Below are 25,848 nucleotides of genomic sequence, written 5' to 3' on the forward strand. Positions count from 1 at the left end.
TCTGCGGCAGGCAAGGCCCTGATTCCACTGCCTTGCTCAAGCCAAAGGCCCAGGCGGGTGCAGGGCTGCAGGAACATCCTCAGTCGCAGCTGCGCTACAGTTCCAGTCGCTCGAGGTGACCTTTGAGTTGTCCTTGGTTGGGGTCAATTCGGGTTATCCACGGCTGGGAATTTGGGACCCGTCGGGGTAGCTCACTTGGCAGTCGTAGCGGTGGATAACCCATAAGGAATTGTCCCCGGCCGTGGGCAACGGCCCGGTAGTCCGTTCCGATGCCGGGCGGCTTATGCCGCGGCCGCGCCAACGTCGGAGATGGCTACGAGCAGCCACTGGTCCGACAACGGGTCGCGGCGCAGCTCGAACGTTCGAAGCACCGAGGTCGAGGTCAGACCCACTTGAAACCTCCAGTTCTCGATGTCCACGAGGTTCCCGATACCGACCGGCGCCCGCTTGGCGGTGTTCCACCAGTCCGAGCGGGTAAACCAGTGCACTGGCTCGGCGGCAACGGCCCAGATCCGGCCGTCATATTTGACGGCCAGGGGAGTGCCGGCCGGGGTGAACCGGACCTGCACCGGTACGTTGAGGGGTTTGTCAGTTGCTGTTCTTGCCACGGGTCCGCTCTCCCAAATTTCTGTTCATCATTTCTTCCTGGCGGGTGACCGCCGAGCTCCACACCCAGGTCCGGTAGGTCACCGGAGCGTCCTTCCATGTCACTTCGGCAGCTTTCGCTGTCCAGGCGAATACTTTCCCGTCCACCAGCTCGACGCAGTTCGGGAACCGGTCCACGCCCTGACCGGGATCCCTGGGATACCCGTTCTTGACCGGGAAGTGCTCGAAGTCGAGCTCTTCCACGGTCAGGCCGATCCGGCCGGCCCGCCGCGCGTACTGCGTCTGCAGGGCTGCAGCTTGCTCGGGTCCGTCACCACAACCCTAGAACATACGTTCGGATAGACACGCCAAATGATGGCGGTCAAGGTTTGACCGCCGCTTCTGATGATGGGGGAGGGGTATGACAAAGGACCCTCGCCGAACGCCGGATCGACTCCCCCCGGTCGTCAATAATGTCGCCCTCCAGTTCACCAAGGGGCTTTGTGCTGTTCGTCAAGCGGTATTGCTCGGGGAATGAACCTCGCTACTCGCACTAGGCTGAGTGACTTTGGAGAAGAACCAAAAATTGCTGGTGTTGGCTAACGGCTTTCTCGCGGCTCTTGCGGCACGCGGCGTCACTCACATCGCCACGGACAACATTGCTTTCGAGGGTCCTTTTCTGTCCGCCTGGCGTAAATGGCAGCCCAGTGTGCAGTCACCTGAGGTACTCCCCAAAATCAAATTCGGCGCCGTGAACCAGCCCCGGAACATCATCTTCCGGGTGGACAGGTCGACGTCGCCGTTTAAGAACTTCCGGTCGGAAGGCATTAACCGGACCCCGCATAATTCCACGCCCGAGGAGTTCCTTGAGGACTGGTGCTCTGAGCTGCCGATCAGACTGGCTAAGCCTGGCCGATCTTTTCTACTGGAAGTGGAAGCTAGGAACACGCGATCAGCTGATCGAAGTTAGCCGCAGGCTTCATGCGGCAGTGTCTTGGGAAGTGGATGGCTCATCGCAATCCGCGGTGTAGGCAGCGACTGCGAACCGCCGGACTGCGAACAAACGCGGCTACACTTCGGTTATGAGGACGGCATGGCATGAACCACGATGAAGAGCTGCGCTGGGTCCGACGCCGCGAGGGGACGCACCGCTCTGGCTCCAGAGAGACCCGCGGCTATGAACGAGACCTCCTTCGCGAAGACGACACTGAAAACCTCCTAGGACCGACCGAATCACGTCCAGCTAATGTCGACGACATTATTAGATCGCACTTGCCCGCCATGCCGCCCCGCCCGACAGTAGCCCAGCAGATCGCTGGCCAGGTCGTCAGCGATCTCCTGGACGTGGTCAGGCCACATATAATGCACGGTGTCGACGTTGCGGTCGACGCAAAGCTCGGCGTTCCCAAATTGGTGAAATGGGCCAAGAGTAAGTCGACGCAACGAAGGGGCGAAGTTCGCAATCAGAGCCCGTCTCCCGGTGCCCGGCTAGAGGTGGTGCCCCCAGAGGCAACTTCGGATATCGATGATGAAGCCGGCACTCTCTGGGTACAAATGCCCAGCGTGACCGCCGAACAATACCAAGCAGCCCTCCGCTCGGTTCGTGAGGCTGAGCAGTACGTGGCACAAGGGAGGCGGTGGCTCGCCAAAGTAGAAGTTCGTGATGGTGCGGAGAGCGCGACGCAGGCGGCCTTGGAGGACCCCGTTTCCTCGATCGTCGAGGCGACACAGAGGCGTGTAGTGGAGCGATTGGACAGAAGTCGCTCCCTCCATGGCGAGTTCATGCTTATCAGGAACCAGAACGCTGACACGCCGCCACGAACGGTCGACGGGCAGTTGTCCTAGCCCCCACTGGGAGCTCCAGGGGTCGCTGCGCCGACCTCGACTACACCCTTGGAAAGACGAGGAGCCAGCAACGTCTTAGGTCCACACCCAGACGGAGAGTTGTCGCGGCCGGCCTTCATGGTTAGGCCAGGCAGCAACTTTTTGATTTCGCCTTTGCGCGGCTGGACCACGCCGCATCGAAGCGACGGGAATTTGGTGAATCCTGGAAGCAGTACATCCCCATCATCCTTGGGATATAGACGTCCGGAATGTTACTCGGACTTTAACTTCAACAGATCCTCGCGGCCTCGTACGGCTGGGCGCCCTTGAACACGAGACCTTCGATGCCCGTGGCGGGCAGATCCCGCAACAGGTCTTCGCCAGTTCCATGTCCCCGGTAATGGGGGAGAGGTTCAATGGCGCGGCCAGTCCCAGGCCAGTTCCTCGAGCAGCTGCCGGCACCCGGTGAACGGCACGCCCCGGGGGTGTCCTGCCCGGCTACGGCCAGGACATCAAAGGCCACGAACGAAGCGGGCAGTTCTGTGGCCAGGGCCGGCAGCGCGGCCCTGGAGGTGACCATGCGCTGCTGCAGCGCGTCGAAGTCCAGCCGGTTCCGATTCCAGATGACGGCTTCGCCGTCCAGGACTACGCCGGGAGGCACCTGCTCCGCGAGAGCTGCAGCTACATCTCCCAGGACTTTCGTTAGTTCTTTCCCCTGCCTGGACCAAAGCGTCACCTGGCGAGCGTCAATATAGGCGGTGGCTCGGCGTGTTAACTGCACTTCGTGTTGGTCATTTGGCAATCTTCGGCGGACAGGCTGGGGTCATGACCAGCTTTCTTCGCAAGAACCAAATCAGGATAGAGGCAATCACGGCTAGTCCCGCCCACCACCAACGCTCCACCGTAGGATTTTGTAGGGCAAGAAAAATGATGTAGGCAACGCCAGCTGTAAATCCGATGGCTTGCGTGGCGAATAGAATAGTGCCCCGCCTGAGTGCCGGATGGATCCAATCCTTCATTGCAGCCATCCTCGGAATCGGTGGACTGGTTGCAGATCCACACATCGCCCTTCGTTCAGCCTGGACACCGGGCTGCTCTCCTTGTCCGTCCCGAGGTTCAACGGAGACGCCCCAACCCTAGTCAACCACCAAAACGAACCTTTGAGCCCGAGTAACCAGTACTCGGGTTTACCCAGAAATGACATCTGTCGTGGATGAGTCAAGCTTTAGGGCCGCAAGATGTTGTGCCAGAAGCTTCATGACCAGGGCTACGGGGCACAGCGAGGGGCAGACTATGTTGAGGAAACGTCGATGCCTATTGTCTTGGTGACGAAGTCCCTCCAGTCGGTGCGATCGAACCACGACTTTTCCGACAGGTGTATCGTCCAGGCCAGGAGTTTAGTTGGCGTGCGGACACGAGATACGGTAATGGCGTATGCATTTCCTTCCGGGTCAGGGTCGCATTCCGTATGCAGGACGCGCCACTGCACCTCGTCCGGCTGACTCATAATGTCGCCGAGGGTTAGCGCTCGCGCACCCACCACAGTTGGTGGGTGCTCCTCCTCCCACTTCTGCTGGGCTATCTCAGCTTGATTGACGGCCGTCATATCCAGGTGGAGGTATCCGGCGCCGTCCGCAACGTTCTCCCGGCAGACATCACAAATCCATGCGAATTCTTGATCCATGTTCATTGCTTCCCCACTTCTGTTCCCCCCAATGGTGGCTGACAGCCTACCCTTTCCCGGCAGAGTGCCCGCTGACTAATTACATGCGAATAGGCGAGCGGCGCGCGGTGCACCCACAGACTAGGGTTCCTCGTCAGCTACTTCACCGGCCGCTATCCGTTCAGAAGTAACTCGGTACGCCCGTTCAATGTAGTCCTCAAGATCTCTGGCAGCGATACGCCATATGCCGCGGCCACCGATCTGCAACGCCCGCAACTCACCGGTCTTTATTAACTGTCGGACGGTTGGGACGCCTACGCACAACTCCTCCGCTACCTGACTGATCGCCAAAAACCTCGGACGCTTCGCCTCCAGATCATCGGTCATGAGGCTACTCAGAACCATCCGCGGTTTGAGCCTCAGGGGACAACGGTAAGTCCATGTACTCGTACAACTCCCGCCATGCGTTATCCAAACGCATCTCCGCTAACAGGACTTCTTCCTTGCCGGCAGCAGCGCCACGCTGCCGCAACTCATAGAGCTCGTTGTACAACTCCTCGACCAGCTCCAAACGTTTTCTAAACTCCATATCCGCCATCGCAAAAGACTAACGGAACAGCCAGCAGACCGGACAGGCCGGTGGTCCATCAGGAGTTCGACCGGTTGCCGGACGTTGAGATCTTCGGCTACCTGCTCGATGGTCAGGAAGCGGCGCTTCTCAACCGTCACTACTTCTCCTGCCTGATGTGCTGCAATTCCCAGCCTTCTGGCACACGCTGATACATGGCCGCCCTGGGCTTCCTCATACGAAAGTGCTTCAACTTCGATGGTCCGCAGTTCCTTGGAGCGAATGACGCCGATGGGTGGACGAGCTAGAGCAGATTGCGGCGGGTCGGTGCTATTCAGGCGGCGCTGGCCCGCGCACCGATGGGCAGGTGACAAAGCCTGGATCCTCGGCCGCTGGTGCCCTTGTGTAGTACTCAGAAGCCGAGTACTGCCTCTGGCCGGGCTGAGTCAGGACTGGCAGGGCGTCGATCTTTACCAAGGCGCTGTGGGCGGCAACGACAAGCATCAAGAAGCCGATTACGGCCAGCAGCAGCCCGAACACCACTACAGTCACTGAGATCGCCCCCAGGCTGCTGTCAAGGCCGCCTGTGGCGAAGTACATTCCAACCGGAGAGCGTCCAGTGAGCTTACCTCGTGGCAACATCCCTCGCCGCAACCAAACGCATAACCAACAGCAACAGGAGACCCGGGCCGGTTCCTGCAAAGGGATTCATCTACCGCCGTTCCTGTACTTTAGATATTTTTCGTCACCGGCATTTCGCTTTTCATTTGGGGGGCCGCTGCTGAGCTGGGCTGCCTCGTTTTGTAAGGGCGTTCGCTGGTGAACGAACTTGTGGCCGTAATCGCGGCCCTCGTCGGGAGTAGTGGGATTGCCAGCATTATTGCTGGTGGCACGGAATTCAGGCGCACCCATAAGGTGCAGTCGCAGATTAAAGAGCTTGATGGCTAGTCTCGATCCTCCGTCGACACCTAAGACTTCAGACCGCCCAGTTAAGGTCACCTCCCTGGGGAGGTGACCTTAGCTGTTTTTATGCCCTCGGCAGAAAGACTCTAAGTGTTGCGCGACAGGGGTGCCACTAGTCTTCGGCGTGCTTCCGCTGACAGTCGTGTTCGCCGTTTTCCCCGGCATCGCGGCCATCAGCCTGGGCTTCTAGTTCTTGAAATCAACACCGGGTGCCTGCCCCGGCCCCGTGACACTGAAAACTGGACTACCGAAAAAGGAAGAGGACGACGGATGAAAAACCTGGGAATGCGCTGCGGGATGTTGCTTCTGGCGCTCGCAGCCGCGCGCCGCCCTGCCACCGACCACCCCGAGCGAGGCGACGTACCTGGCTGGGTGATGATCACGCTGATGTCCGCCGTCCTTGTTGCTGCCCTCCTCGCGCTCGCGGGACCAGCCCTGGAGACAATGTTTAACCAGGCAATGGACAAGGTGGGCAGCTAAAGCACATGACAAAGTCCGGCCGCGGGGCCCTAACGGCCCGCCAGGTACCCGCGCCCAGGGAACAGGGCTCGGCCGTGGTGGACTTTGTCCTGGTGGGTGGACTGCTCACAATGTTTTTCCTCGCCGTCATTCAGCTGACATTGGTTCTGCACGTCCGCAATACCCTCATTGATGCCGCCGCCTCCGGTGCCCGCTACGGGACCCTTGCTGACCGCAGTGCCGCCGACGCTGAAGAGCGCAGCCGCGCCCTCATCGCCACCGCGCTGAACCCGGGCTTTGCCGAACAGGTCAGCACCAGCGAAGTGACCGTCCGGGGCATCCGGACACTGGAAGTGACAGTGCGGGCGCCCATGCCCGTCATTGGCTTGATTGGTCCGCGGGACATGCTGGAGGTGAAAGGCCATGCGGCCCTGCAGCCCTGACGGAATGCGCCGGCTCGAAAACGGCCTGCACGATGTGCTGTTCCCGGGACCGGGGACGGACAACAGAGAGCAAGGGAGTGCCGTAGTTGAGTTCACCTTCCTTGGCCTCCTCCTGATGGTCCCGCTGGTGTATTTCATAATCACCGTGGGACAGATCCAGGGCGGTTCTTTTGCCGTTGTGGGCGCGGCAGACCAAGCCGCCAAAGTCTACGTAGCCCAGCCCGATGCACCCACGGCCCGGACCGCCGCGGAACAGGCCGCGGCCCTGGCACTTGCCGACTTCGGGCACGGCCCTGAACAGGCACAGGTTTCCATCAGCTGTAGCCCTGCCGACTGCCAGGCCCCGGGAACCGCGGTCACCACAACCGTCAGCCTTACCATCCCCTTGCCATTCATCCCCTTCGGTGACGGCCTCCGGCTCTCAGCAACCGAGGTAGAGGCATCGGCAACCCAACTGGTGGGCAGGTTCCGGTGAAAACCAGCAAGTCCAGTGAAGACGGCCAGATGATGGTGATGATCCTCGGGTTCGTTGCCGTGGCCCTGCTGGTCGCAACGGTCGTGATCGGCATCACCGCGGTCTACCTGGAGCACAAACGGCTCCTGTCACTCGCGGATGGTGCCTCCCTCGCGGCAGCAGACAGCTACACCCTCGGCGAAGTCGAGTCACAGGGGGAAAGCCCGTCTGCCATCCTTAACCCGGCCCGCGTCCGGAATGTCGCTGCTGACTTTGTCGCCAGGAGCCCGTCAGCGGAACGTTTTGATGACCTTGCTGTAGCCGGGGCAACGGGATCGCCCGACGGTTCCACCGCCGTCGTGGTCCTCACCGCTGCCGTGCACCCGCCAGTGGTGAACTTCCTGGTCCCCGGCGGCATTCCAATCGAAGCGGCGTCGACGGCGCGCTCCCGGCTGACTCGATGACCTCCGCCCGGCATCCCCACATGGCGTTCAGGGACGGGACAGCACCCGGGCAAGGGCCACGGGACGGATAGCGTAGGCTTAAACGACCATGGCCAATATTGATTTTTCCGCTGAAATCCGCGCGCTCCGCGCCACTTACGCTTCCATTGAACGCGTCACTGACGTTGAGGCACTCAAGGAAGACATCGCCGAACTGAGCGAGCGGGCAGGGGAGCCGGATCTGTGGGACGACCCCGCCGCGGCGCAGAAAATCACCTCCAGATTGTCCCACCGTCAGTCCGAGCTGGAACGCCTCACCAGCCTGGAGTCCCGCATCGACGACCTCGAGGTCCTTGTGGAACTGGGCCAGGACGAGGACGATGCCGACTCCATGGGAGAAGCGGCCACGGAACTGGAATCCATCCGCAAGGCCCTCAAGGAACTCGAAGTCGTGACACTGCTGTCCGGCGAATACGACGAGCGCGAGGCCGTCGTCTCCATCCGCGCGGGAGCCGGCGGCGTGGATGCCGCCGACTTTGCCGAAATGCTGCTCCGGATGTACCTCCGCTGGGCCGAGCGCCACGGATACCCCACCACCGTCATGGACACGTCCTACGCGGAAGAAGCCGGACTGAAGTCGGCAACCTTCGAAGTAAAGGCACCCTATGCCTTTGGCACGCTCAGCGTCGAGGCCGGGACCCACCGCCTGGTCCGGATCAGCCCGTTCGACAACCAGGGCCGGCGGCAGACCTCCTTCGCGGCGGTGGAGGTTATTCCGCTGATCGAACAGACTGACTCCATTGAAATCCCGGACAACGAAATCCGTGTTGACGTCTTTCGGTCTTCCGGCCCGGGCGGCCAGTCCGTGAACACCACGGACTCGGCAGTGCGCCTCACACACATCCCTACGGGCACCGTGGTGTCCATGCAGAACGAAAAGTCGCAGCTGCAGAACCGTGCGGCGGCCATGCGCGTCCTGCAGTCCAGGCTGCTCCTCCTCAAGAAGGAACAGGAAGACGCCGAAAAGAAGGCACTGGCCGGCGACGTCAAGGCCTCCTGGGGCGACCAGATGCGCTCCTACGTCCTCAACCCGTATCAGATGGTCAAGGACCTCCGGACCGAACACGAAGTCGGCAACACGTCGGCTGTGTTCGACGGCGAGATCGATGACTTCATCGACGCCGGAATCCGCTGGCGCACAGACAACCGCAACGCCGCGAAGTAACGGTGCCTCGGGCCCCGCCTACCAAGGATCCAGCGACACGCCCCCTGAAAACGATGTAATGCGCGGGCCTTCCTGCGTATAGTCGAGGGGCCGGGGCCCTATTTCCCCAACAGAAACCCGTGCACCGGCTGCAGAACTGGGCTGCATTCGTAAGGATCGGCCATGCCCTGCAGGGTACTTAGGGCCATGATCCGATTCGAAAATGTCACCAAGGTCTACGACCAGAAAGCCCGGCCTGCGCTGGACTCGGTCAACCTTGAGATTGACCGCGGCGAATTCGCCTTCCTCGTCGGCGCATCAGGCTCCGGCAAATCCACGTTCCTCCGCCTGGTGTTGAAGGAAGACCGTGCCACCTCCGGCGCCGTCTACGTCGCCGGGCAGAACGTGGCCAAGATTTCCAGTTGGCGGGTACCGCGGCTCCGGCGCGGCATTGGCGTCGTCTTCCAGGACTTCCGGCTCCTGCCCCAAAAGAACGTGTTCGCCAACGTGGCGTTTGCCATGCAGGTCATCGGCAAGAGCCGCAGCGTTATCCGGGACACCGTTCCCGAGGTGCTCAAGACCGTGGGGCTGGAGGGCAAGGAACACCGCATGCCCCACGAGCTCTCCGGCGGCGAGCAGCAGCGCGTGGCCATTGCCCGCGCCGTCGTCAACCGGCCCGGAATCCTCCTCGCCGACGAGCCCACCGGAAACCTCGACCCCACCACGTCCATGGGCATCATGGGCGTCCTGGACAAGATCAACCAGAACGGCACCACCGTGGTGATGGCCACCCACGACGACGACATCGTCAACGAGATGCGCAAACGCGTGGTGGAACTCAAGAACGGAGTGGTCATCCGTGACGAGGCCAAGGCCCTGTACACCTCAATGATCCCCGTCGTGGGACAGTCACGCAGGCTCAAGGACGCCAGCGGCAGGGAAGAACCCGGCGCCGGCCTGCCGGGCGACGGACGCGAAGGCGGGGCGCAGCGATGAGGCTCGCGTTCATCCTCTCCGAGATCGGCAGCGGCCTGCGGCGCAACCTGTCCATGGTGGTCTCCGTCATCCTGGTCACCTTCGTGTCGCTGACGTTCGTGGGCGCCGCCGGCATGCTGCAGATGCAGATCAACCAGATGAAGGGCTACTGGTACGACAAAGTCCAGGTGGCCATCTTCCTCTGCAGTGAAGGTTCGACGGCGGCCGGTTGCGCGGGCGGGCCCGTCACCCCGGAACAGCAGGAGAGCCTGAACAGCCTCCTGGAGTCACCGGCGGTTGCGCAGTACATCAACGACTTCCAGTACGAGTCCAAGGAAGAGGCCTACAAGCACTTCAAGGACCAGTTCTCCAACTCGCCCATTGTGGACTCCGTGACCCCGGACCAGCTGCCGGCGTCGTTCCGGATCAACATGAAGGACCCGGAGAAGTACCAGATCATCAGCGAAACCTTCTCGTCCCAGCCGGGCGTGGAAACGGTCATCGACCAGCGCCAGCTCCTGGAGCGCCTGTTCTCGGTAATGAACGGCGCCTCCCTGGTGGCTGTCAGCATCGCCGGTGTCATGATCGTCTGCGCCATCCTCCTCATCGCCACCACCATCCGGCTTTCCGCGTTCAGCCGGCGCCGGGAGACGGGCATCATGCGGCTGGTGGGCGCCTCGAAGACGGTCATCCAGTTGCCCTTCATCCTGGAGGGCGTCATCGCCGCCGTAATCGGTGCGGCCCTGGCCTCCGGAACGTTGTGGGCCGTTGCCCACTTCTTCCTGGGCGAATACATGTCCGAGCAATACCCGGATACTGCGTTCATCTCGTCCGGGCAAACCCTGATTCTCGCTCCTGCCCTGCTAATCCTTGGCGGATCCTTGGCTGGAATTTCGTCTCTCTTGACCTTGCGCCGATACCTTCGCGTCTAGGTATGCAAACCAAACAAGGAATGCCCATGAATCCAACTGATCAGACGTCCCACCGCTCCCTCCAGAGGGCGCGCGGCAGGGCGCGCCGGACAGGTGTCCTCAGCGGCGTGCTTGCCGTGGTTCTCGCCGCAGGACTGGCATCGTCCACGCCTGCGGCTTTCGCCGACGAGCTTGAAGATCGCCAGAAAGCCCTTGAGGCCGAAGCGGCACGGGTCCAGCAGTCCCTGGAGTTCGTGGATTCGCGCATTGCGAAGGCGGCGAGTGACCTGGTCATTTACCAGGGCCAGCTGCCCGGCGCCCAGCAGGCCCTCCTTGAAGCGCAGGGCCGTGTGGCCAGTGCAGTCAAAGAGGTGGAAGCCCTCTCGGCGCGGGTCGATATGGCGCAGCAGAACAAGGCGAAGATCACCCAGCAGCTGGAGACAGACAAGCAGAAGATTGCCGATACCAAGAAGCTCATCGGGCAGATTGCCACGCAGGCCTACAAGTCCGGAGGCGTGCCGTCCAACCTGTCCCTGTTCTTCGGTTCCAATAACGGCGGCAGCCTGACCGAGACCATGGATTTGGCGGACCAGGCCATGCGCAGCCAGAACGCCGCAATGGACAAGCTCTCGCAGCAGAGCGCATCGAACGTCAACTCGGAAGCCCGCCTGCAGGCCGTGGAGGCGGAGATCAAGGACCTCAAGGCCAAAGCTGACGCCGCCCTCGAGCGGGAGAAGGCAGCGCGCGACGAAGCCGAGGCCAAAAAGGCGCAGGTGGACCAGCTCATTGCTGACACTGTCCGCCTTGACGCCGAACTTCAGGCCGCCAAGCCGGGGATCCAGTCGCAGCTGGCAAACGTGCAGGCGAGCCAGAACGCCGTTGCCGCCGAAATCCAGGAACGTGACCGGAGGCTCCGCGAAGCCTGGGAAGCCGAGCAGCGGAGGAAAGCCGAAGCCGCTGCCGCAGCAGCTGCAGCTGCTGCTGCGGCGGCAGCTGCAGCCAAGGGGCAGGCGCCCCCGCCGCCCCCGCCGGTGCAGTCGTTCATGCCGCCGGTGGGATCGCCGTCGGCATTCGGACTACGCCACCCCTTTAACGGTGGTGTTCCCATCACCTCCGGCTTCGGCTGGCGGGCGACGCCTCCCGGAACCATCGACTTCTATGGCCAGGGCGGCTACCTGCATACCGGTATCGACTTCGGTGCGGCCTGCGGTACGCCGGTTTATGCCGCAGCGGCAGGCGAAGTCTTCGGCTCGGGCTGGAGCTCCGCGGACGGCGGTGGATGGCGGGTGAAGATCTCCCATGGATTGGTGGAGGGCAACACCCTGAACACCATCTACTACCACAACGCAAGCATTGTGGTGTCGAACGGCCAGCGGGTTTCCCAGGGACAACTGATTGCCTACTCCGGCAACACCGGCAACTCAACCGGCTGCCACTCCCACTTTGAAACCTGGCTTAACGGCTCCGCCGTCGACCCAATGGGACTGCTGTAGCCGCATCGCGGCCCTGCCGTAAACTGGTATGACTCCGCGCCGGACCGGCCCGGAGGACATCGGACCTGAAAACTGAGGAGCTTTCCCGTGCCTAAAGAAAGTGGCCGTAAAGTGGTGGCCACAAACCGGAAGGCCCGGCATGACTACCACGTGCTGGACACCTACGAGGCTGGCATCGCGCTCATGGGAACTGAAGTGAAGTCCCTGCGCGAAGGACACGCTTCGATGGTGGATGGTTTCTGCACGTTCTACAACGACGAGCTGTGGATGGAAGCCATCCACATCCCCGAATACAACCAGGGCAGCTGGACCAACCATGCCGCACGGCGGCGCCGGAAGCTGCTGCTGCACCGCGAGGAGCTCATCAAGATCTCCCACAAGGTGCGCGAATCGGGCTACACCATTGTGCCGCTGCAGCTGTATTTCGTGGACGGCCGCGCCAAGGTGGAGATCGGTGTGGCGCGGGGCAAGCGTGAGTATGACAAGCGCCAGACGCTGCGCGAACAGCAGGACAACCGGGAGGCGCAGCGGGAAATGCGGGAACGCAACCGGCGCAAGTAGGAATGAATCCCGGAGAACGTGCGTTACTATAGATAGTCCGGTGGGTATGCCCGCCGGTTTGGTAACAAAATATGGGGATGATCGGTTTCGACGGTGTTTGTCGCGACAGGTGAAGCGGGCCGAGGATGCAGAATTATCTCGTTAACGCTTTCTGCAAAACAATAAGTGCCAAACAAACGCGCACTGACTTCGCTCTTGCTGCCTAAGCAGTAAGACAGTCCGTCAGCCCGGGGGTGCTATCGCCCCGGTTCCTGGCGTCATTTAGATAGCCACTGCTGTTTGCTCCCGTCATCGGAGTAAACGGGACTCTTAGATGACTGGGCCCGGATCAGCCAGCTGTTTGCAGCATGGCTGGGGCCGAGAAAATCCGACGCAAACTGCGCCCGGAGAAGCCCTGACAACACGACATCGGACGGGGGTTCAATTCCCCCCATCTCCACCAAAAAAGCCCCGGATTTCCGGGGCTTTTTTAGTACCCTTTCGCGTAGGACGCCAGTGGGGGCGCCCTGACACCCCAGTCCTCGGACCGGGGTGTTTTTCGTTGCCTGGGCTATGGCCGCTGCCCGTTCACCCACGGCGTAGCCTGCACGGGACTAGGAGGCCGCCGCCGCTCGTTGTGATCGGTAAGGCCCGGGTTAGGCATTGGAGGTCCGGGCGGGCACAACCAGGAGGTGCGCCGTGGACCAGGCGCGGGAACCGGTCTTCGCCGACGACGGCGAGGTGCTGGATTCATATTCACAGACAGTCATGCGCGTTGCGGCGGCCGTCACCCCACACGTGGCGGCGATTGAGATGACGGCACGGCGGCGCAACGGCAGGATGCGCATGGGGGCCGGATCCGCAGTCCTCTTTACTCAGGACGGCTATCTCCTGACCAACTCCCACGTGGTGGCCGGGACGGAGAGGGGCCATGCGGTCTTTGCTGACGGCAGCCGGATGGAGCTTGAACTGGTGGGCAGCGATCCCTTGTCCGATCTCGCCGTGGTCCATGGCAGGCGTCCGAAGGTTCCGCCCGCTGAATTCGGGGCCGCGGAAACCCTGCGCGTGGGACAACTTGTTGTGGCGGTGGGAAACCCGCTGGGCCTTGCGGGCTCTGTCACGGCGGGGGTCGTGAGCGGCCTCGGCCGTGCCATTCCGGTGTGGTCGGGTAATAACCGCAGGGTCATCGAGGATGTCATCCAGACGGACGCGGCACTGAACCCCGGTAACTCGGGCGGTGCCCTCGCCGATACCCACAGCAGGATTGTGGGCATCAATACGGCAGTGGCGGGCGCAGGGCTGGGGTTGGCGGTTCCGATCAACGCGACCACGCGGCGGATCATCTCCGCTCTGCTTTCCGACGGGCGGGTCCGGCGCGCCTACCTGGGCCTGGTCAGCACTCCCATCCGGCTGAACCCCAGCACAGTGATCAGGACGGGCCAGCGGGAAGGGCTGCGGATCGTGGAGGTGCTGCCCGGCTCACCGGCTGACAGGGCGGGCCTGGCAGCGGGAGACATCCTCCTTACGGCGGGCGGCCGGCCCGTCAGCAATGCCGAAAGCCTGCAGCGGCTGCTCTTTGCCGACGCGATCGGCCAGCCGCTGGATCTCGCGGTACTGCGGGACGGTGCCGAGAGCCATCTGGTGGCCGTGCCGGACGAAATGACCAGCAACGGCAACTGAGCCGGAGACAGGTCCCGCGTCAGCGCCCCGTATCCGGCGCCGCCACGTCGGCGATGCCCACGAAACGCGTCCCGACGCCGTCGAACTCGCTCCGGACGAACCCAGGAGCGGCAGGCGGCACGTTCGCGGGTGAATGATGATGGCAGACAACGTACGTGAAGTCCGGCCACCATTTCTTGGGACGCGCCGCCTCCTCGTAGCCGCAGACTGCACACTCAAGGTGGACCCACACCGGCCGCTTGCCTGTCCGGTTGGCGCGGGACTGGACCAGCCAAGGCGGCGGGTTATCCAGGATCGCACCCAGTTCGGCCTCTGTCATCCATTTGGGAAGGCCATGGCGCTGGGCCATTTCCAGCGGCACATCCAGGGCAATTGCCGCGTCACGTCTGCTAATCATCACAGTCCACCATACGGGAGCCATCCAAATCAGGACCGAGCCCCGGTGGGGCCGGGCGCCCAAGCGGGCTGCACGACTAGGCAGTCAGCGCAATGCCGGCAGCAGCCGCGGCAAATCCGAGCACCAGGTTACCGGCGATATTGAGGGCTGCCGCGCCGGCGCGCGACTCCGCGAAGAGCCGTACGGTGGCCGTGGTCCAGGAACTGAAGGTGGTCAACCCGCCCGCCAGGCCGGCGGACAGCCCGGCCTCCCATTCAGGACCCAGGCCAAGCCCCGGTGCCGCTCCGTGGGACAACCCGATGATGAAGCACCCCGCCACATTCACCAGCAACGTGGCCCACGGCCAGTGCAGTTTTTGGTTTCCGCTGCCGGTCCGGATGCTGCGGGTGGAGCTGTGGTGTGCGAACCAGCTGTCCACGGCAAAGCGCAGGAGTGCCCCTATCACGCCGAAGACGCCCACCAGGACGGCGCCGATCATTGCCGGCCGCCGGGAACAGCGTCCACTGGTTGTAGGCTGAGCCGCTTGCCCAGCCGCCACCCCGCTCCTGCGGCAGCCAGGCCCAGAAGCAGCGACACTGCCAGATAGGCGATCCACACCGGGTGTTGGCCCGCCCGGGCCAGCTGGTCTACGGCGAACACCACGGCGGAGAACGTGGTGAAGGAGCCAAGCAGTCCGGGTCCCAGTCCGGCGCGAAGCCAGAACGCAGTCCGCGGCCGGGCCATCCAGGCAGTGGTCAGCGCGGCCAGGACAAAGCTGCCGGCAACGTTGATGCACAGTGTTGCCCACGGCACCGACGCGGACTGCTCGGGGAACGCCAGCGTCAGGCCGTACCGGAGTTCGCTGCCAACCAGGCCGCCGACGGCAACAGCCAGCCATGCCCGCCAGACGGGCGCCGGTCCCACGTCAGCTGTCTCCCAGCAGGCAGCCTGGATGGGGATGGTCGCTGTGGACCCAGAGGGCTGAGGTGATCTCGTCCGCCAGGTCATAATCCCTGGTCCGCCCGGAGTTCCGGATCCGCACCATCAGGGCACCGCCGAACGGCCGGCGTCCCACCACCTCTACCTCGGCGTCAAGGTCGATCTCCTCGGCGGACAGATAGCGGAGCAGGTCCGGGTTATCGTCGCTGATCCGCGTGATCCTGCCGGTGTGGCCCTTATCCAGCTCGCCCATCAGATGCGCCCTGGGCATCAGCACCTTGCCGTCCGCCGTGGGAATAGGATCCCCGTGCGGGTCCCGGCTGGGATCGCCGAGCTTCGCGGCGACGCGCTCAATGAAAGTGTCTGACACTGCGTGCTCGAGCAGTTCGGCCTCGTCGTGGACCTCATCCCAGCTGTATCCAAGCTGCTGGACCAGGTAGGTTTCGATCAGCCGGTGGCGCCGCACCATGGACAAGGCAAGCCGCAGTCCCGCGTCCGTAAGGGTAATGGCGCTGTACGGCTTGTGGTCAACAAGGCCCTGGTCCTTGAGCTTGCGGACCATTTCCGACACCGACGAATTGGCCACGCCCAGCCTTTGGGCCAGCTGCGAGGACGTGATGGGCTTGTCCTGCCATTCGGTGAAAGAGTAGATGACCTTGACGTAGTCCTCGATGGAGGAGGAGGGCGCGCTGGTCTTCACAGAACCAAGCCTACCGGGTGGCCAGGGAGCGCGGCGGGACCGCTCATACTTTGACGGCCCGCCACGACAACGTCAGGTACGGCAGCCCGATGTCCTCGTCCGGGGCATGTCCCAGGTGCTCATGCAGGTACCAGTCAAGGTTGGCGAGGACCTTGGCCCGGGTGGCATCACCTGCCCGGAGGTAATAGCTGCGCGATTTGGTCAGATCGATCAGGTCCTCGGTGCTGACGGTGTCCTGCCAGTGCGTCACGTGGCTTTCCAGCTTGCCGAATTCCGGGCCCATCACCGGCCGGTGGCCGGGCTTGTAGACGTCCCCGGCGTGCATGATCCGTGAGAGCCGGTGCACCCAGGGGACGGTGGTGTCCAGTTGGTTCCAGACAAGCCCGAGTGTGCCGTGCGGACGCAGGACGCGTGCCAGTTCGGTGCTCGCGGCGAGGGGATCGCACCAGTGCCAGGCCTGGGCAACGGTGACGACGTCGAAGGCGGACGACGGCAGGGCGGTGGCCTCAGCGGTTCCCAGGACCGCGGTGGCGCCGGGATAGTGTGCCTTCAGCTGGTCCAGCATGTCGGCGGAGGGGTCGACGGCGGTGACGGCCAGTCCGCGTTCCAACAGGAGTTCAGTAAACTTGCCGGTCCCTGCCCCGGCGTCAAGCGCATCCCTGGCGCCCGCGGGGATGAGCCAATCGGCAGAGTCAGCGGGATAACCGGGCCGGACCCGCTGGTAGTGCCTGCCGCCCTGCTGGAAGCTCTTGCCCAGCTCCCGGCGCCGCCCGTGATCCAGCTTTGGGCCACCCCGAACCACGTGCGGCCTCCTTCAGTCAATGCCCTGCGGTACCTTCCGAATTTACCGCATCTGCCGGATGGGTCAGTCGTCGGTGCAGGGAGCAGCGCCGGCGGTGCCCGGCGTGTTCGGGGCCCAGTGCGGGTAGGTGCGGGTGTCATTGGCGGGAACCCACCGCCCTGCGTCCACCACGTAGTCCCAGCCGAGCCCGTCGCGGCGCAGCTTGGCGATGCCGGCCAGGAGCCGCTGGGCATCCTCCAGCCGGGAACCGACGCCGAAGCTGGCGCGGAGCGAACCCGAAGGCAGGCCCAGCCGCTTCAGCAGGGGATGTGCGCAGAAGCGTCCGTCACGCAGGCCCACGCCGTGCTCGGCCGACAGGTAAGCAGCCACGAGGCCGGCGTCGTAGCCCTCAACCGAGAAGTTGACCACGCCGATGGTATCGGTGTCCGGGTTGGTGTCCTTGAAGATCTGGTGCACCGTGACGCCGTCGATCTCCTGGAGGCCCTCCACCAGGAAGGAACGGATGGCGGATTCGTGGGCGTGCCAGCGTTCCTGGTCCAGGCCCGCGATGACCTGGGTGGCCTTGGCCAGGGTGGCGGCACCCAGGACGTTGGGGGAGCCGCCCTCGTGCCGGGCCGGGCCGGAGGCCCAGCTGACGCCGTCGAGCCTGGCCTCCTTGACCGCGCCGCCGCCGGCGAGGTGCGGGGTTCCGGCGTCGAGCCAGTCCGGCCGACCCACCAGGACGCCTGCGCCGAAGGGCGCGTACAGCTTGTGGCCGGAGAAGGCGACGTAATCGACGTCGTCCGCGCTGATGTTGATGCGGCGGTGCGGCGCCAGCTGGGCCGCGTCCACCACAATGCGGGCCCCGTGCTGGTGGGCCAGGGCGGCAAGGGCGCGGACCGGGAGGATTTCGCCGGTGACGTTGGAGGCGCCGGTGATGGCCAGCAGGCTGACGCCGCCCTGTTCCAGCTCGGCGCGGACGGCGTCGATGGTTCCCGCGATGGTGTCGGCGGCAACAATGCTGCGGTGGGGAACGCCCTGCCACGGCAGCAGGTTGGCGTGGTGCTCAATGTCCAGGTACAGGACGTCGCCGGCGGACTGGCCGTCGTTGAGGGGCAGGCAGCCGGCCAGCAGGTTGAGCGAGTCCGTGGTGTTCCGCGTGAAGATGACGGAGTCGTTCGGGCGGCCGCCCACAAAGTCGCGGACGATGCTGCGGGCGTTTTCGTAGACCGAGGTGCTGATTTGGGACGCGTAGCCGGCACCGCGGTGGACACTCGCATAGAAAGGCAGGATCTCGTTGAGGTAGGCGGACACCACCGAGAGGGCGGGGGCGGAGGCGCCATAGTCAAGGTTGGCGTAGCGGATGTGGCCGCCGGAAATCAGCGGTGCCTGGATTTCCGCGCCGGTGACGGCGGCGAGCGGCCGGCCGGCCAGTGACTGGCGTTCGTCAAACACGGAATCAGCGGTGATGGCGGCGTTGGGGGAGACGGTGGCTGTTGTCACAGAGACCTCACTTCAAAACAGGACTCCGCTAGCAAGGGAATCCGCGCTTGCCGCATCCGCTCCGGACCGGCCTGGTCGTCACCCGGGGCACCCCACCGCGAATGGAGGGTTGCCGGCCAGCAAACCGGGGTTTTGCGCTGGCACTCGTGACCTGGTTAAGAGCGTAGAACATGGGGCGGCCAGGATTGAAGCCGGCGCAATTGTTAAGGCCTTTGTTACGTGGGAATGGAAAACAGGCTTTTCGGCGAAGAAGACGACGGCGGACACCTCCTTCTGGAGGTATCCGCCGTCTTTTGTTCGGTTGCAGGGGGCTTCAGAGTAGGTCGTCCAGGCCCGGGTTCAGCCGCTGCAGCACTTCGGAGTGCAGGATCGAATTGGTGGCCAGGGCGTTACCGCCGAACGGGCCGTCCTCACCCTCCAAAGAGGTGAAGCGTCCGCCGGCCTCCACTACGATCGGCACCAGGGCCGCCATGTCGTAAAGGTTCAGTTCCGGCTCGCACGCGATGTCCACCGAGCCCTCGGCCACCATGCAGTAGGACCAGAAATCACCGTAGGCGCGGGTCCGCCATACCGATTCGGTAAGGCCCAGGAACTCGTCCAGGTTTCCCCGTTCCTTCCACCCGGAGAGGCTTGAATAGGACAGCGAGGCGTCGGACAGGCTGGAAACGTTGGAGACCCGGAGCCGGGTGGCTGCGGCAAGCGAACGCCCCATGTAGGCGCCCATGCCCTTGGCGGCCCACCAGCGCTTGCCCAGGGCGGGGGCGCTCACGACGCCGACAACCGGCTCGCCCTCGTCCACGAGGGCGATCAGGGTGGCCCACACGGGGACGCCACGGACGAAGTTCTTGGTTCCGTCGATGGGGTCGATGATCCAGCGGCGCGAACCGTGGCCGGTACTGCCGAACTCCTCACCGAGCACTGCGTCCCGCGGGCGGGAGCGGGAGAGCTGGCCGCGGATGGCTTCCTCGGCGGCCTTGTCCGCGTCGGTGACCGGCGTCAGGTCGGGCTTGGTCTCCACATGGAGGTCCAGTGCCTTGAAGCGGCTCATGGTCTGGTCGTCCACGGAGTCGGCCAGGACATGGGCCAGGCGCAGGTCATCGTTGTAGCTCGAAGCGGGTTGGATCATGGTTCCAAACTACCGTCTGCAGGCTGTTCTGCTGGGAGATCGGCTTTGTCAGTTGACGCTGCCGAGCTCCTTTGCCTCCTGAGCTTCCTCCCGTGGATCCGCTCCGAGCAACCGGCGCAAGGACGCCAGCCGAGCCTCTCCGGTCGGGCCCGCGTGACCTTCCGCCACCCAAGCATCCAGGCCGCAGTTAACGGCAGTTGCCGTGTGCTTGCAGCCGCGTTCGCAGGCGTCGGTGCCGGGGGAGAGGTCCGGGAAGGACCGCAGGATCCGGTCCGGGTCCACATGCGCCAGGCCAAAGGAGCGGATGCCGGGGGTGTCGATGATCCAGCTGCCCGGCGGTGCGTCAACCAGCCGCAGGGCCAGTGCTGACGATGACGTGTGCCGGCCCCTGCCGGTGACCGCGTTGACGCCGCCGGTGGCACGTTCGGCTCCCGTGAGCGCGTTGACCATTGTTGACTTGCCGACGCCGGAGTGTCCCAGCATGACGGTGACCTTGCCGTCCAGGTAGGACCGCAGCGCGGCAACAGCGGCGCTGTCCAGCCGGGCGGACAGGCCGTCGTCCGAGCGGGCATCGATGCCGGACGCCGCAAGATCGGCGGTCCGGCTGATGATCACGGGAAGGTCGAGGTGAGTGTAGTTGGACAGGAGCTCCGCCGGATCCTTGACGTCCGCCTTGGTGACCAGCAGGATCGGGTCGATGCCGGCGTCGTAGGCCGCGACGAGCGCGCGGTCGATGAAGCCTGTGCGGGGTTCCGGGTTGGCGGCGGCCACCACGATCACCAGCTGGTCGGCGTTGGCCACCACGGCCCGCTCCACTGGGTCAGTATCGTCAGCGCTGCGCCGCAGGAGCGTCTTCCGGTCCTGGATCCTGACCAGCCGGGCCAGGGTATGAGGGTCGCCGGAAACGTCCCCCACGAGGGAAACGAAGTCGCCCGCCACAACGGGGGAGCGGCGGAGTTCGCGGGCCCGGGCGGCGATAACTGTACGCTCGTCAGCGGAGTCCTCGCCCACCACGGCGGTGTACCGCCCCCGGTCAACGGTGATGATCCGCCCGGTCACGGCGTCGTCGTGGCTGGGGCGGTCCTTGGTGCGGGGCCTGGACCCCTTCTTGTTGGGCCGGATCCGGACATCCGATTCGTCCCAGGAATCAGTACGCCTTGCCACCGCTAACCTTCCGCCCCGGTGCGGGCCTCCTGCTGCGGGGCACCGCCCTGGGCGAGCATGTCCGCCCAGAGCCGGGGAAAGTCGGGCATGGTCTTTGCCGTGGTGGCGATGTCCTCCACCTGCACTCCTTCCACCGCGAGGCCCAGGATTGCCCCTGCAGTGGCCATGCGGTGGTCGGCGTAGCTATGCACGACGCCGGCGTGCAGCGGGGCAGGGCGGATCACTAGGCCGTCGCTGGTTTCCTCGGCGTCGCCGCCCAGGCGGTTTATTTCCGTAACCAGCGCGGCGAGCCGGTCCGTTTCATGCCCGCGCAGGTGGGCTATCCCGGTGAGCCGGGACGGCCCCGACGCAAGGGCGCACAGGGCCGCTACCGTAGGTGCCAGTTCGCTGGTGTCGGCGAAGTGGGCACCCTTGATTTCGGGGCCGCCCGTGACCGTGAGGACGCCGTCCTCAAGTGTCACTGTCGCGCCCATCTCGGTGAGGATGCTGCGCCACAGGTCACCCACCTGCTGCGTCTGCTCCGGCCAGCCGGGAATCCGGACGGTCCCGCCTGAAGCCAGCGCCGCCGCGAGGAAGGGGCCGGCGTTGGACAGGTCCTGCTCGATCCGCTGGTCGAAAGCGCGGATGGGGCCAGGTGAGACAACCCAGTGGTTGGGCACCGAGTCATCCACCTGGACCCCGGCGCCGCGGAGGACCGCAACTGTCATGTTGATGTGGTCCAGGCTGGGCACTGGTTTGCCCACGTGCTCAAGATGCAGGCCCTCGGTGAACCGCGCCCCCACCAGCAGCAGCGCGGAGACGAACTGGGAGGACGCGCTGGCATCGATCACCAGGTGCCCGCCGCGGACCTCCCCGCTGCCTTCCACCACGAACGGAAGCGACGACGGCGTGCCCCCATCCTCAGCGGATACCGCAACCCCCAGCGCCCTCAGCGCCTCGATAATGGTCCCCATCGGACGCTTGCGAGCGTGCGGGTCGCCGTCGAACACGCTGGCACCGTTGCGCAGCGCCGCGAGCGGCGGAACGAAACGCATGACCGTGCCGGCGAGGCCGCAGTCAATCCTGGTGAGCGGCTGCGCCGCATCCTGCCCCAGCGGGACCACTTCGAGGTCCGGCCCGAACGCGCCATCGCCCGGCACTTCCGTGATGGTGGCACCGAGCTGGCGGAGCGCCTCGACCATCAGGGCGGAGTCGCGGGAGTGCAGGGGTGCACGCAGGCGTGACGGTCCGTCGGCCAGCGCGGCGAGGACGAGGTACCTGTTGGTCAGGGACTTCGAACCGGGAACCGTGAGAGTGGCGTTAACGGGCCGCGAAGCGAACGGTGCGGGCCAGTGGGGGACAGGAGCTCCGGAATCGTCCCGGGTGGCGGCTGCAGCGGTCATTCGTGCTTATGCCCCCGTGGCCTGTTCAACGGCGCGCCGGACGGCTTTGTCCGCCTTGGCCAGCTTCTTGTTGGTGGTCCTCCGGGCGTCCGAGGCGAGGTGCGAGGCACCCTTGCGGGCATCGGCCGCCAGGTGCTCGGCGCGCCAGGCCAGGCCCGGCTTGCCGGCCGTGTCCACGGAGGCGAGCAGTGCCCCGCCGCTTAGGGACAGGTTCTTCAGCAGCTGGTTGCGGCGCGTTTCGCGGCCCTCCTTGCTGCTGATGTCCGCGCTGCGCCACTCCACGAAGGTATTCAGCAGGGAGATGACGGTGAGCAGGGTGGCCGAGAGCCTGGAGAACTTGCCCAGCCCGAAGAGTACGCCGGCGCCCACCTGGGTCCCGCCGATCACACGGGCCAGCATTTTCTCGTCCGCCTGGAACGGCAGGGACGCCGCAGCCTTGCGGAGCAGGGGGGAGAGCTGCTGCGCCGTGTCGTCGGTGTTCTTGAGCTTATCCACTCCGGCAAGGACAAAGCTGGAGGCCAGCATGGGGCGGGCGAGCGTGCGTACAAAGGGCATGGATTTCCTCCTGGATGGACGAACCGCGTCTTCGGCGGGGAGTCCGTTCTAGTCTTGCACTTTTGGGGAATATTTGCCTGCGACCGGGGGTTATGGCAAAGGCGGGTCGGCAAGGGCGGCCGCTATTCGAATCATGAAATTGATGTTCCACGACATACAGAGCGGAGCTGGGCCTTGAGGCAGGTGTTGGACGGAGTGGAAGCAGTGGGCCCGTTGGCTGTTGGCCTGGTGGATGAGGATGCCTCCGGGTATGGCTCGCCGCGCGCGCGGAGCCTGACAGTAGACTTGAAGGCAATGAGCACCCTGGATCCGGCCGTCTCGGCCATGTATGAGGCTTCGAACAGCGACGTGAAGGGCACGCCCGGTGCGGCGCCCGTCTCCGCATCGGCTGGTGCCCCCGAACCAGGGGCCGACACCACGGAAACGCTGGTGGACGTCTCGACGGAAACCCCTGAACAGCGGCGCGTCCGCTTCGAGCGTGATGCCATGCAGTACGTGGACCAGCTGTATTCGGCGGCGATGCGGATGGCCCGGAATCCCTCGGATGCCGAAGACCTCGTCCAGGAGGCCTATACGAAGGCCTTTTCGGCATTCCATCAGTACAAGCCGGGAACCAACCTCAAGGCGTGGTTGTACCGCATCCTGACCAATACGTACATCAACCTGTACCGCAAGCGGCAGCGCGAACCGCTCCAGTCCAATTCGGACACGATCGAGGACTGGCAGTTGGCGCGGGCCGAATCACACACCTCCAGCGGGCTCCGTTCCGCTGAGGCAGAGGCGCTGGACCACCTCCCGGATTCCGACGTCAAGCGCGCGCTCCAGGACATTCCGGAAGAATTCCGCCTTGCGGTGTACTTCGCGGACGTCGAAGGCTTCGCGTACAAGGAAATCTCAGACATCATGAACACGCCCATCGGCACGGTGATGTCCCGGCTCCACCGCGGCCGGCGAATGTTGCGGGACATGCTGGCGGAATACGCCGCCGAGCGCGGATTCAAATCGGCCGCGGATGCACAGGACACGGCTGCAAGCACACAACAGGAGAGCAGGAAATGAGCGACTGCCAGGGATTGGGCGATTGCGACGACACCCGGATGCAACGCATCTACGAATACCTCGATGGTGCGTTGACCCGTGAAGACATCACGGAGATCAAGAACCACCTGGATGACTGCCCGGAGTGCACGGAGCAGTACGACCTCGAGTGCGTCATCCGGAACATGGTCAAACGCTCCTGCACCGAAGCTGCACCGGACAACCTGAAGAACGCCATCCTGGACCGGATCCACTCCATCCGCACGGTGGAGGCATAGGGCCCATACGCACGCCCGGACAGCTGCAGTAGAAACAAAGGACCCCGGAAGCCGATTGGCTTCCGGGGTCCTTTGCTTGAACCGTAGTCCCTGGCATTTGCCTAGGTGTTGGGGCGCTTCCCGTGGTTCGCGCCGCCACGCTTACGGTCACGACGCTTGCGTGCACGCTTGCTCATAGCTGGCCTCCTTACTGTCGGTACTCAAAAGAGCTGCCCTCAAGTCTCCCACAACATCAGTGCGCCCGCGAACCGGGAGCGCCCGCATGACCTGCGATTCGGCGCTGCCTGCCGGCGCCTACGGCTTCAGCGAGTTCCGGACGGCGATGCGGGCCTGCTCCAGCACTGTGCGCATGGTCTCCAGGGTGACAGGGCCCAGGGGCTGGCTCCGGGCGTGCAGCCGGAGTTCGGTGCGGAGATCGTCCCGGAACTCCTGGAGCATCAGCTCGGCCTCCTTCAGGGACCGTGATCCTTCCGGCGGCACCCTGCCGCCGGGAACCCGGAAGTCCGTTGCGTGGGCGGCTGTGCGGGCCGCCTCGGCCGTGGCCGCCAGGTCCGCCCTGAGGCCGCGCATGTTGCTGCGGATGTCCTCCCGCAGGCCGTCGGCCAGCCTCCGCACTGAGGCCGAGATGTCGTTCTCCACCCCGGCCAGCTCGTCCCTCCGCCGGTTCAGCTCCGCGAGTCCTGCAGCGGTGATGTGGTAGTTGGTGCGGCGGCCGGCCGATTCCGTGGCCACCAGGCCCTCTTCCTCCAGCTTTCCCAAACGGGGATAGATGGTGCCGGCACTGGGGGAATACGTCCCGCCAAACCGGTCCTTCAGGGCCTTGATGAGTTCGTAGCCGTGTTTAGGGCCGGATTCGAGGAGTGCAAGCAGGTAGAGGCGCAGTGCACCGTGCGCGAATACCGGGGGCATCAGTGCCCCGTTTCCGCATTTCCGGCATTCGAGCTGTGGAAGATGGAGGTCTTCCCGGAAACCGAGTTTGTCCGGACCAGCATCAACTGCTCGTCCGGTCCTGCAATGGTCTCAACCTTCCCGCCCACGGACGTGTAGTGCCGGTTGCCGATGACCACGGCGCCGCTGGCAGACTTGGCAACAATGTCCACACCGACGTCGTGGGGCAACCGGATGGTGACGTCGCCGGAGACTGAGTTGGCCACGAAGTCGTTGGCGAAGCCGTGCAGGTCGAAGGTCAGGTCACCGCTGACGGTGTTGGCGCGAATGTTCGTGAAGTGGCCGGACGCCGTCACTTCGCCGGAAACACTCTTTGCGGTCAGGACGCCGGTATGGTGGCGGGCAGTCACTTCGCCGCTGACGGTGTTGACGTGGAGTTCCCCGACTGTGCCGTCCGCCATGACCGATCCGGATACCGTGTTGAGCCGGGTGTGCCCGGATACTCCGGACACCAGGCCGTCGCCGCTGACGATGCCGGCCTCGACCTCCACGTTCCCGGGAACGGCGATGCTGATCACTGCGGAATTTTCGCTGTTGTGGCTGACTGCTCCCATCAGATTCTTGAACCAGCCCTGGGGGCCGTGCAGCTGGTGGCGCACTTCAAGGCGGCCGTGGTTGACGGACACCTCGACTGGATCACCGTGGACGTCGGATATTTCGATCCGGGTGACGGGCTCCTGGTGGACCACAACATCGAACCTGCCTTGGACCATGCCCAGCTTCAGGGACGTCACGCCGTCCACATCGATGGTCTGCGGGCTGCTGACGGACCAGTTCTGCTCAGACATGGGAACCTCCGAAGGCGATATATCGTGTACAGATCACGCTACCTCTGGCTGTGGAGCACGTCAAG

The 25,848-nt window shown here is 64.1% G+C and carries 34 protein-coding genes, 1 other RNA gene and 1 riboswitch; of the genes, 15 read left to right on the forward strand and 20 right to left on the reverse strand.

Going from position 1 to position 25,848, the window contains the following annotated elements; translation table 11 throughout:
- Positions 1-281: 281 nt before the first annotated feature.
- Together AC5RUO_RS06305 and AC5RUO_RS06310 are read right to left on the reverse strand one after the other, a co-directional pair.
- Positions 282-608: a hypothetical protein gene (locus tag AC5RUO_RS06305; protein ID WP_494103092.1), complete on the reverse strand. Its 327-nt coding sequence runs from the start codon at positions 606-608 to the stop codon at positions 282-284.
- Positions 589-849: a hypothetical protein gene (locus AC5RUO_RS06310; protein ID WP_494103093.1), complete on the reverse strand. Its 261-nt coding sequence runs from the start codon at positions 847-849 to the stop codon at positions 589-591. The genes AC5RUO_RS06305 and AC5RUO_RS06310 overlap by 20 nt, the downstream gene beginning before the upstream one ends.
- A 298-nt stretch (positions 850-1,147) precedes the next feature.
- Here AC5RUO_RS06310 and AC5RUO_RS06315 point away from each other — a divergent pair, with 298 nt between their 5' ends.
- Both AC5RUO_RS06315 and AC5RUO_RS06320 read left to right on the forward strand, forming a co-directional pair.
- On the forward strand, positions 1,148-1,555 hold the full coding sequence (locus AC5RUO_RS06315; protein WP_494103094.1) for a hypothetical protein: 408 nt from the start codon (positions 1,148-1,150) through the stop codon (positions 1,553-1,555).
- 128 nt (positions 1,556-1,683) lie between these two features.
- Positions 1,684-2,430 (forward strand): hypothetical protein, encoded by a 747-nt coding sequence (locus AC5RUO_RS06320; RefSeq protein ID WP_494103095.1) that lies wholly within the window; start codon positions 1,684-1,686, stop codon positions 2,428-2,430.
- Positions 2,431-2,698: 268 nt separating this feature from the next.
- Here AC5RUO_RS06320 and AC5RUO_RS06325 read toward each other — a convergent pair whose 3' ends face one another.
- From AC5RUO_RS06325 to AC5RUO_RS06345, 5 genes are all read right to left on the reverse strand, one after another.
- Positions 2,699-3,190, reverse strand: coding sequence for an ATP-dependent DNA ligase (locus AC5RUO_RS06325; RefSeq protein ID WP_494103096.1), 492 nt, complete (start codon positions 3,188-3,190; stop codon positions 2,699-2,701).
- Positions 3,191-3,200: 10 nt separating this feature from the next.
- Positions 3,201-3,428 carry a hypothetical protein gene (locus AC5RUO_RS06330; protein ID WP_494103097.1) on the reverse strand — a complete coding sequence of 76 codons (228 nt, stop codon included), beginning with the start codon at positions 3,426-3,428 and terminating at the stop codon, positions 3,201-3,203.
- Between the two features lie 272 nt (positions 3,429-3,700).
- Positions 3,701-4,093, reverse strand: coding sequence for a hypothetical protein (locus AC5RUO_RS06335; RefSeq protein ID WP_494103098.1), 393 nt, complete (start codon positions 4,091-4,093; stop codon positions 3,701-3,703).
- A 120-nt stretch (positions 4,094-4,213) separates the two neighbouring features.
- Positions 4,214-4,459 (reverse strand): helix-turn-helix domain-containing protein, encoded by a 246-nt coding sequence (locus tag AC5RUO_RS06340; protein WP_494103099.1) that lies wholly within the window; start codon positions 4,457-4,459, stop codon positions 4,214-4,216.
- 4 nt (positions 4,460-4,463) lie between these two features.
- Complete coding sequence (locus AC5RUO_RS06345; protein ID WP_494103100.1) at positions 4,464-4,670, reverse strand: hypothetical protein; 207 nt, start codon at positions 4,668-4,670, stop codon at positions 4,464-4,466.
- Between the two features lie 1,203 nt (positions 4,671-5,873).
- Here AC5RUO_RS06345 and AC5RUO_RS06350 point away from each other — a divergent pair.
- The 11 genes from AC5RUO_RS06350 (at position 5,874) to AC5RUO_RS06400 (ending at position 14,205) form a co-directional block, all read left to right on the forward strand.
- Positions 5,874-6,083, forward strand: a complete 210-nt coding sequence (locus tag AC5RUO_RS06350) for a hypothetical protein (RefSeq protein WP_009356857.1) — start codon at positions 5,874-5,876, stop codon at positions 6,081-6,083.
- Positions 6,084-6,088: 5 nt separating this feature from the next.
- Positions 6,089-6,505, forward strand: coding sequence for a TadE/TadG family type IV pilus assembly protein (locus AC5RUO_RS06355; RefSeq protein WP_494008689.1), 417 nt, complete (start codon positions 6,089-6,091; stop codon positions 6,503-6,505).
- On the forward strand, positions 6,486-6,980 hold the full coding sequence (locus AC5RUO_RS06360; protein WP_494103101.1) for a hypothetical protein: 495 nt from the start codon (positions 6,486-6,488) through the stop codon (positions 6,978-6,980). Before AC5RUO_RS06355 ends, AC5RUO_RS06360 begins: the two co-directional genes overlap by 20 nt.
- A 29-nt stretch (positions 6,981-7,009) precedes the next feature.
- Positions 7,010-7,423, forward strand: coding sequence for a pilus assembly protein TadG-related protein (locus AC5RUO_RS06365; RefSeq protein WP_494103387.1), 414 nt, complete (start codon positions 7,010-7,012; stop codon positions 7,421-7,423).
- 88 nt (positions 7,424-7,511) lie between these two features.
- Positions 7,512-8,627 (forward strand): peptide chain release factor 2, encoded by a 1,116-nt coding sequence (gene prfB / locus AC5RUO_RS06370; RefSeq protein WP_494103102.1) that lies wholly within the window; start codon positions 7,512-7,514, stop codon positions 8,625-8,627.
- Between the two features lie 186 nt (positions 8,628-8,813).
- A complete protein-coding gene (ftsE, locus tag AC5RUO_RS06375; RefSeq protein ID WP_494103103.1) occupies positions 8,814-9,602 on the forward strand; it encodes a cell division ATP-binding protein FtsE in 789 nt (262 codons plus the stop codon).
- Positions 9,599-10,513 carry a permease-like cell division protein FtsX gene (gene ftsX, locus AC5RUO_RS06380; RefSeq protein WP_494008685.1) on the forward strand — a complete coding sequence of 305 codons (915 nt, stop codon included), beginning with the start codon at positions 9,599-9,601 and terminating at the stop codon, positions 10,511-10,513. The genes ftsE and ftsX overlap by 4 nt, the downstream gene beginning before the upstream one ends.
- A gap of 26 nt (positions 10,514-10,539) precedes the next feature.
- A complete protein-coding gene (locus tag AC5RUO_RS06385) occupies positions 10,540-11,985 on the forward strand; it encodes a peptidoglycan DD-metalloendopeptidase family protein (RefSeq protein ID WP_494103104.1) in 1,446 nt (481 codons plus the stop codon).
- A gap of 87 nt (positions 11,986-12,072) precedes the next feature.
- On the forward strand, positions 12,073-12,546 hold the full coding sequence (gene smpB / locus AC5RUO_RS06390; protein WP_494008683.1) for an SsrA-binding protein SmpB: 474 nt from the start codon (positions 12,073-12,075) through the stop codon (positions 12,544-12,546).
- Between the two features lie 73 nt (positions 12,547-12,619).
- Positions 12,620-12,988, forward strand: a transfer-messenger RNA (tmRNA) gene (gene ssrA / locus AC5RUO_RS06395).
- 236 nt (positions 12,989-13,224) lie between these two features.
- The gene (locus AC5RUO_RS06400; protein ID WP_494008682.1) at positions 13,225-14,205 is read left to right on the forward strand and encodes a S1C family serine protease; all 981 of its coding nucleotides are present in this window, start codon (positions 13,225-13,227) and stop codon (positions 14,203-14,205) included.
- 19 nt (positions 14,206-14,224) lie between these two features.
- Here AC5RUO_RS06400 and AC5RUO_RS06405 read toward each other — a convergent pair whose 3' ends face one another.
- From AC5RUO_RS06405 to AC5RUO_RS06450, 10 genes are all read right to left on the reverse strand, one after another.
- Positions 14,225-14,602, reverse strand: a complete 378-nt coding sequence (locus tag AC5RUO_RS06405; protein ID WP_494008681.1) for a hypothetical protein — start codon at positions 14,600-14,602, stop codon at positions 14,225-14,227.
- A gap of 76 nt (positions 14,603-14,678) precedes the next feature.
- Entirely contained in the window at positions 14,679-15,080 is a 402-nt protein-coding gene (locus tag AC5RUO_RS06410; protein WP_494103105.1) for a fluoride efflux transporter FluC, read from the reverse strand.
- On the reverse strand, positions 15,077-15,505 hold the full coding sequence (locus tag AC5RUO_RS06415) for a fluoride efflux transporter FluC (protein WP_494103106.1): 429 nt from the start codon (positions 15,503-15,505) through the stop codon (positions 15,077-15,079). The genes AC5RUO_RS06410 and AC5RUO_RS06415 overlap by 4 nt, the downstream gene beginning before the upstream one ends.
- A gap of 1 nt (position 15,506) precedes the next feature.
- A complete protein-coding gene (locus AC5RUO_RS06420) occupies positions 15,507-16,220 on the reverse strand; it encodes a metal-dependent transcriptional regulator (protein ID WP_494008678.1) in 714 nt (237 codons plus the stop codon).
- Positions 16,221-16,263: 43 nt separating this feature from the next.
- Entirely contained in the window at positions 16,264-17,022 is a 759-nt protein-coding gene (locus AC5RUO_RS06425) for a class I SAM-dependent methyltransferase (protein ID WP_494103107.1), read from the reverse strand.
- Between the two features lie 63 nt (positions 17,023-17,085).
- A complete protein-coding gene (locus AC5RUO_RS06430; RefSeq protein ID WP_494103108.1) occupies positions 17,086-18,504 on the reverse strand; it encodes an aminotransferase class V-fold PLP-dependent enzyme in 1,419 nt (472 codons plus the stop codon).
- A 38-nt stretch (positions 18,505-18,542) separates the two neighbouring features.
- Positions 18,543-18,656, reverse strand: a riboswitch (SAM riboswitch).
- A 161-nt stretch (positions 18,657-18,817) separates the two neighbouring features.
- Positions 18,818-19,630 carry a histidinol-phosphatase gene (gene hisN / locus AC5RUO_RS06435; RefSeq protein WP_009356872.1) on the reverse strand — a complete coding sequence of 271 codons (813 nt, stop codon included), beginning with the start codon at positions 19,628-19,630 and terminating at the stop codon, positions 18,818-18,820.
- A 48-nt stretch (positions 19,631-19,678) separates the two neighbouring features.
- Positions 19,679-20,794, reverse strand: coding sequence for a ribosome small subunit-dependent GTPase A (rsgA, locus tag AC5RUO_RS06440; protein WP_494008675.1), 1,116 nt, complete (start codon positions 20,792-20,794; stop codon positions 19,679-19,681).
- A 2-nt stretch (positions 20,795-20,796) separates the two neighbouring features.
- Positions 20,797-22,176, reverse strand: coding sequence for a 3-phosphoshikimate 1-carboxyvinyltransferase (gene aroA / locus AC5RUO_RS06445; protein ID WP_494103109.1), 1,380 nt, complete (start codon positions 22,174-22,176; stop codon positions 20,797-20,799).
- A gap of 6 nt (positions 22,177-22,182) precedes the next feature.
- Positions 22,183-22,731: a DoxX family protein gene (locus tag AC5RUO_RS06450; RefSeq protein WP_009356875.1), complete on the reverse strand. Its 549-nt coding sequence runs from the start codon at positions 22,729-22,731 to the stop codon at positions 22,183-22,185.
- Between the two features lie 294 nt (positions 22,732-23,025).
- On the opposite strand from AC5RUO_RS06450, the gene AC5RUO_RS06455 reads away from it, so the two are divergent.
- Together AC5RUO_RS06455 and rsrA are read left to right on the forward strand one after the other, a co-directional pair.
- A complete protein-coding gene (locus tag AC5RUO_RS06455; protein ID WP_494008673.1) occupies positions 23,026-23,790 on the forward strand; it encodes a sigma-70 family RNA polymerase sigma factor in 765 nt (254 codons plus the stop codon).
- Complete coding sequence (rsrA, locus tag AC5RUO_RS06460; protein ID WP_009356877.1) at positions 23,787-24,047, forward strand: mycothiol system anti-sigma-R factor; 261 nt, start codon at positions 23,787-23,789, stop codon at positions 24,045-24,047. The genes AC5RUO_RS06455 and rsrA overlap by 4 nt, the downstream gene beginning before the upstream one ends.
- Before the next feature lie 101 nt (positions 24,048-24,148).
- Here the strand turns inward: rsrA and AC5RUO_RS06465 are convergent, their stop codons facing one another.
- From AC5RUO_RS06465 to AC5RUO_RS06475, 3 genes are all read right to left on the reverse strand, one after another.
- Positions 24,149-24,223 (reverse strand): 50S ribosomal protein bL37, encoded by a 75-nt coding sequence (locus AC5RUO_RS06465; protein WP_369299106.1) that lies wholly within the window; start codon positions 24,221-24,223, stop codon positions 24,149-24,151.
- 118 nt (positions 24,224-24,341) lie between these two features.
- Positions 24,342-24,956 carry a PadR family transcriptional regulator gene (locus AC5RUO_RS06470; RefSeq protein ID WP_494008671.1) on the reverse strand — a complete coding sequence of 205 codons (615 nt, stop codon included), beginning with the start codon at positions 24,954-24,956 and terminating at the stop codon, positions 24,342-24,344.
- Positions 24,956-25,783, reverse strand: coding sequence for a DUF4097 family beta strand repeat-containing protein (locus AC5RUO_RS06475; protein ID WP_494103110.1), 828 nt, complete (start codon positions 25,781-25,783; stop codon positions 24,956-24,958). Before AC5RUO_RS06475 ends, AC5RUO_RS06470 begins: the two co-directional genes overlap by 1 nt.
- Positions 25,784-25,848 lie beyond the last annotated feature (65 nt).

The sequence above is a fragment of the Arthrobacter sp. Y3221087 genome, assembly GCF_059089905.1.

Excerpts from the sequence above, each read along its gene's own strand:
- AC5RUO_RS06320 (WP_494103095.1), top strand. The coding sequence starts at position 1,684 with ATGAACCACGATGAAGAGCTGCGCTGGGTCCGACGCCGCGAGGGGACG.
- AC5RUO_RS06330 (WP_494103097.1), bottom strand. The coding sequence starts at position 3,428 with ATGAAGGATTGGATCCATCCGGCACTCAGGCGGGGCACTATTCTATTC.
- AC5RUO_RS06335 (WP_494103098.1), bottom strand. The coding sequence starts at position 4,093 with ATGGATCAAGAATTCGCATGGATTTGTGATGTCTGCCGGGAGAACGTT.
- AC5RUO_RS06340 (WP_494103099.1), bottom strand. The coding sequence starts at position 4,459 with ATGACCGATGATCTGGAGGCGAAGCGTCCGAGGTTTTTGGCGATCAGT.
- AC5RUO_RS06345 (WP_494103100.1), bottom strand. The coding sequence starts at position 4,670 with ATGGCGGATATGGAGTTTAGAAAACGTTTGGAGCTGGTCGAGGAGTTG.
- AC5RUO_RS06350 (WP_009356857.1), top strand. The coding sequence starts at position 5,874 with ATGAAAAACCTGGGAATGCGCTGCGGGATGTTGCTTCTGGCGCTCGCA.
- AC5RUO_RS06355 (WP_494008689.1), top strand. The coding sequence starts at position 6,089 with ATGACAAAGTCCGGCCGCGGGGCCCTAACGGCCCGCCAGGTACCCGCG.
- AC5RUO_RS06360 (WP_494103101.1), top strand. The coding sequence starts at position 6,486 with ATGCGGCCCTGCAGCCCTGACGGAATGCGCCGGCTCGAAAACGGCCTG.
- AC5RUO_RS06365 (WP_494103387.1), top strand. The coding sequence starts at position 7,010 with ATGATGGTGATGATCCTCGGGTTCGTTGCCGTGGCCCTGCTGGTCGCA.
- prfB (WP_494103102.1), top strand. The coding sequence starts at position 7,512 with ATGGCCAATATTGATTTTTCCGCTGAAATCCGCGCGCTCCGCGCCACT.
- ftsE (WP_494103103.1), top strand. The coding sequence starts at position 8,814 with ATGATCCGATTCGAAAATGTCACCAAGGTCTACGACCAGAAAGCCCGG.
- ftsX (WP_494008685.1), top strand. The coding sequence starts at position 9,599 with ATGAGGCTCGCGTTCATCCTCTCCGAGATCGGCAGCGGCCTGCGGCGC.
- AC5RUO_RS06385 (WP_494103104.1), top strand. The coding sequence starts at position 10,540 with ATGAATCCAACTGATCAGACGTCCCACCGCTCCCTCCAGAGGGCGCGC.
- AC5RUO_RS06405 (WP_494008681.1), bottom strand. The coding sequence starts at position 14,602 with ATGATTAGCAGACGTGACGCGGCAATTGCCCTGGATGTGCCGCTGGAA.
- AC5RUO_RS06410 (WP_494103105.1), bottom strand. The coding sequence starts at position 15,080 with ATGATCGGCGCCGTCCTGGTGGGCGTCTTCGGCGTGATAGGGGCACTC.
- hisN (WP_009356872.1), bottom strand. The coding sequence starts at position 19,630 with ATGATCCAACCCGCTTCGAGCTACAACGATGACCTGCGCCTGGCCCAT.
- aroA (WP_494103109.1), bottom strand. The coding sequence starts at position 22,176 with ATGACCGCTGCAGCCGCCACCCGGGACGATTCCGGAGCTCCTGTCCCC.
- AC5RUO_RS06450 (WP_009356875.1), bottom strand. The coding sequence starts at position 22,731 with ATGCCCTTTGTACGCACGCTCGCCCGCCCCATGCTGGCCTCCAGCTTT.
- AC5RUO_RS06455 (WP_494008673.1), top strand. The coding sequence starts at position 23,026 with ATGAGCACCCTGGATCCGGCCGTCTCGGCCATGTATGAGGCTTCGAAC.
- rsrA (WP_009356877.1), top strand. The coding sequence starts at position 23,787 with ATGAGCGACTGCCAGGGATTGGGCGATTGCGACGACACCCGGATGCAA.
- AC5RUO_RS06470 (WP_494008671.1), bottom strand. The coding sequence starts at position 24,956 with ATGCCCCCGGTATTCGCGCACGGTGCACTGCGCCTCTACCTGCTTGCA.
- AC5RUO_RS06475 (WP_494103110.1), bottom strand. The coding sequence starts at position 25,783 with ATGTCTGAGCAGAACTGGTCCGTCAGCAGCCCGCAGACCATCGATGTG.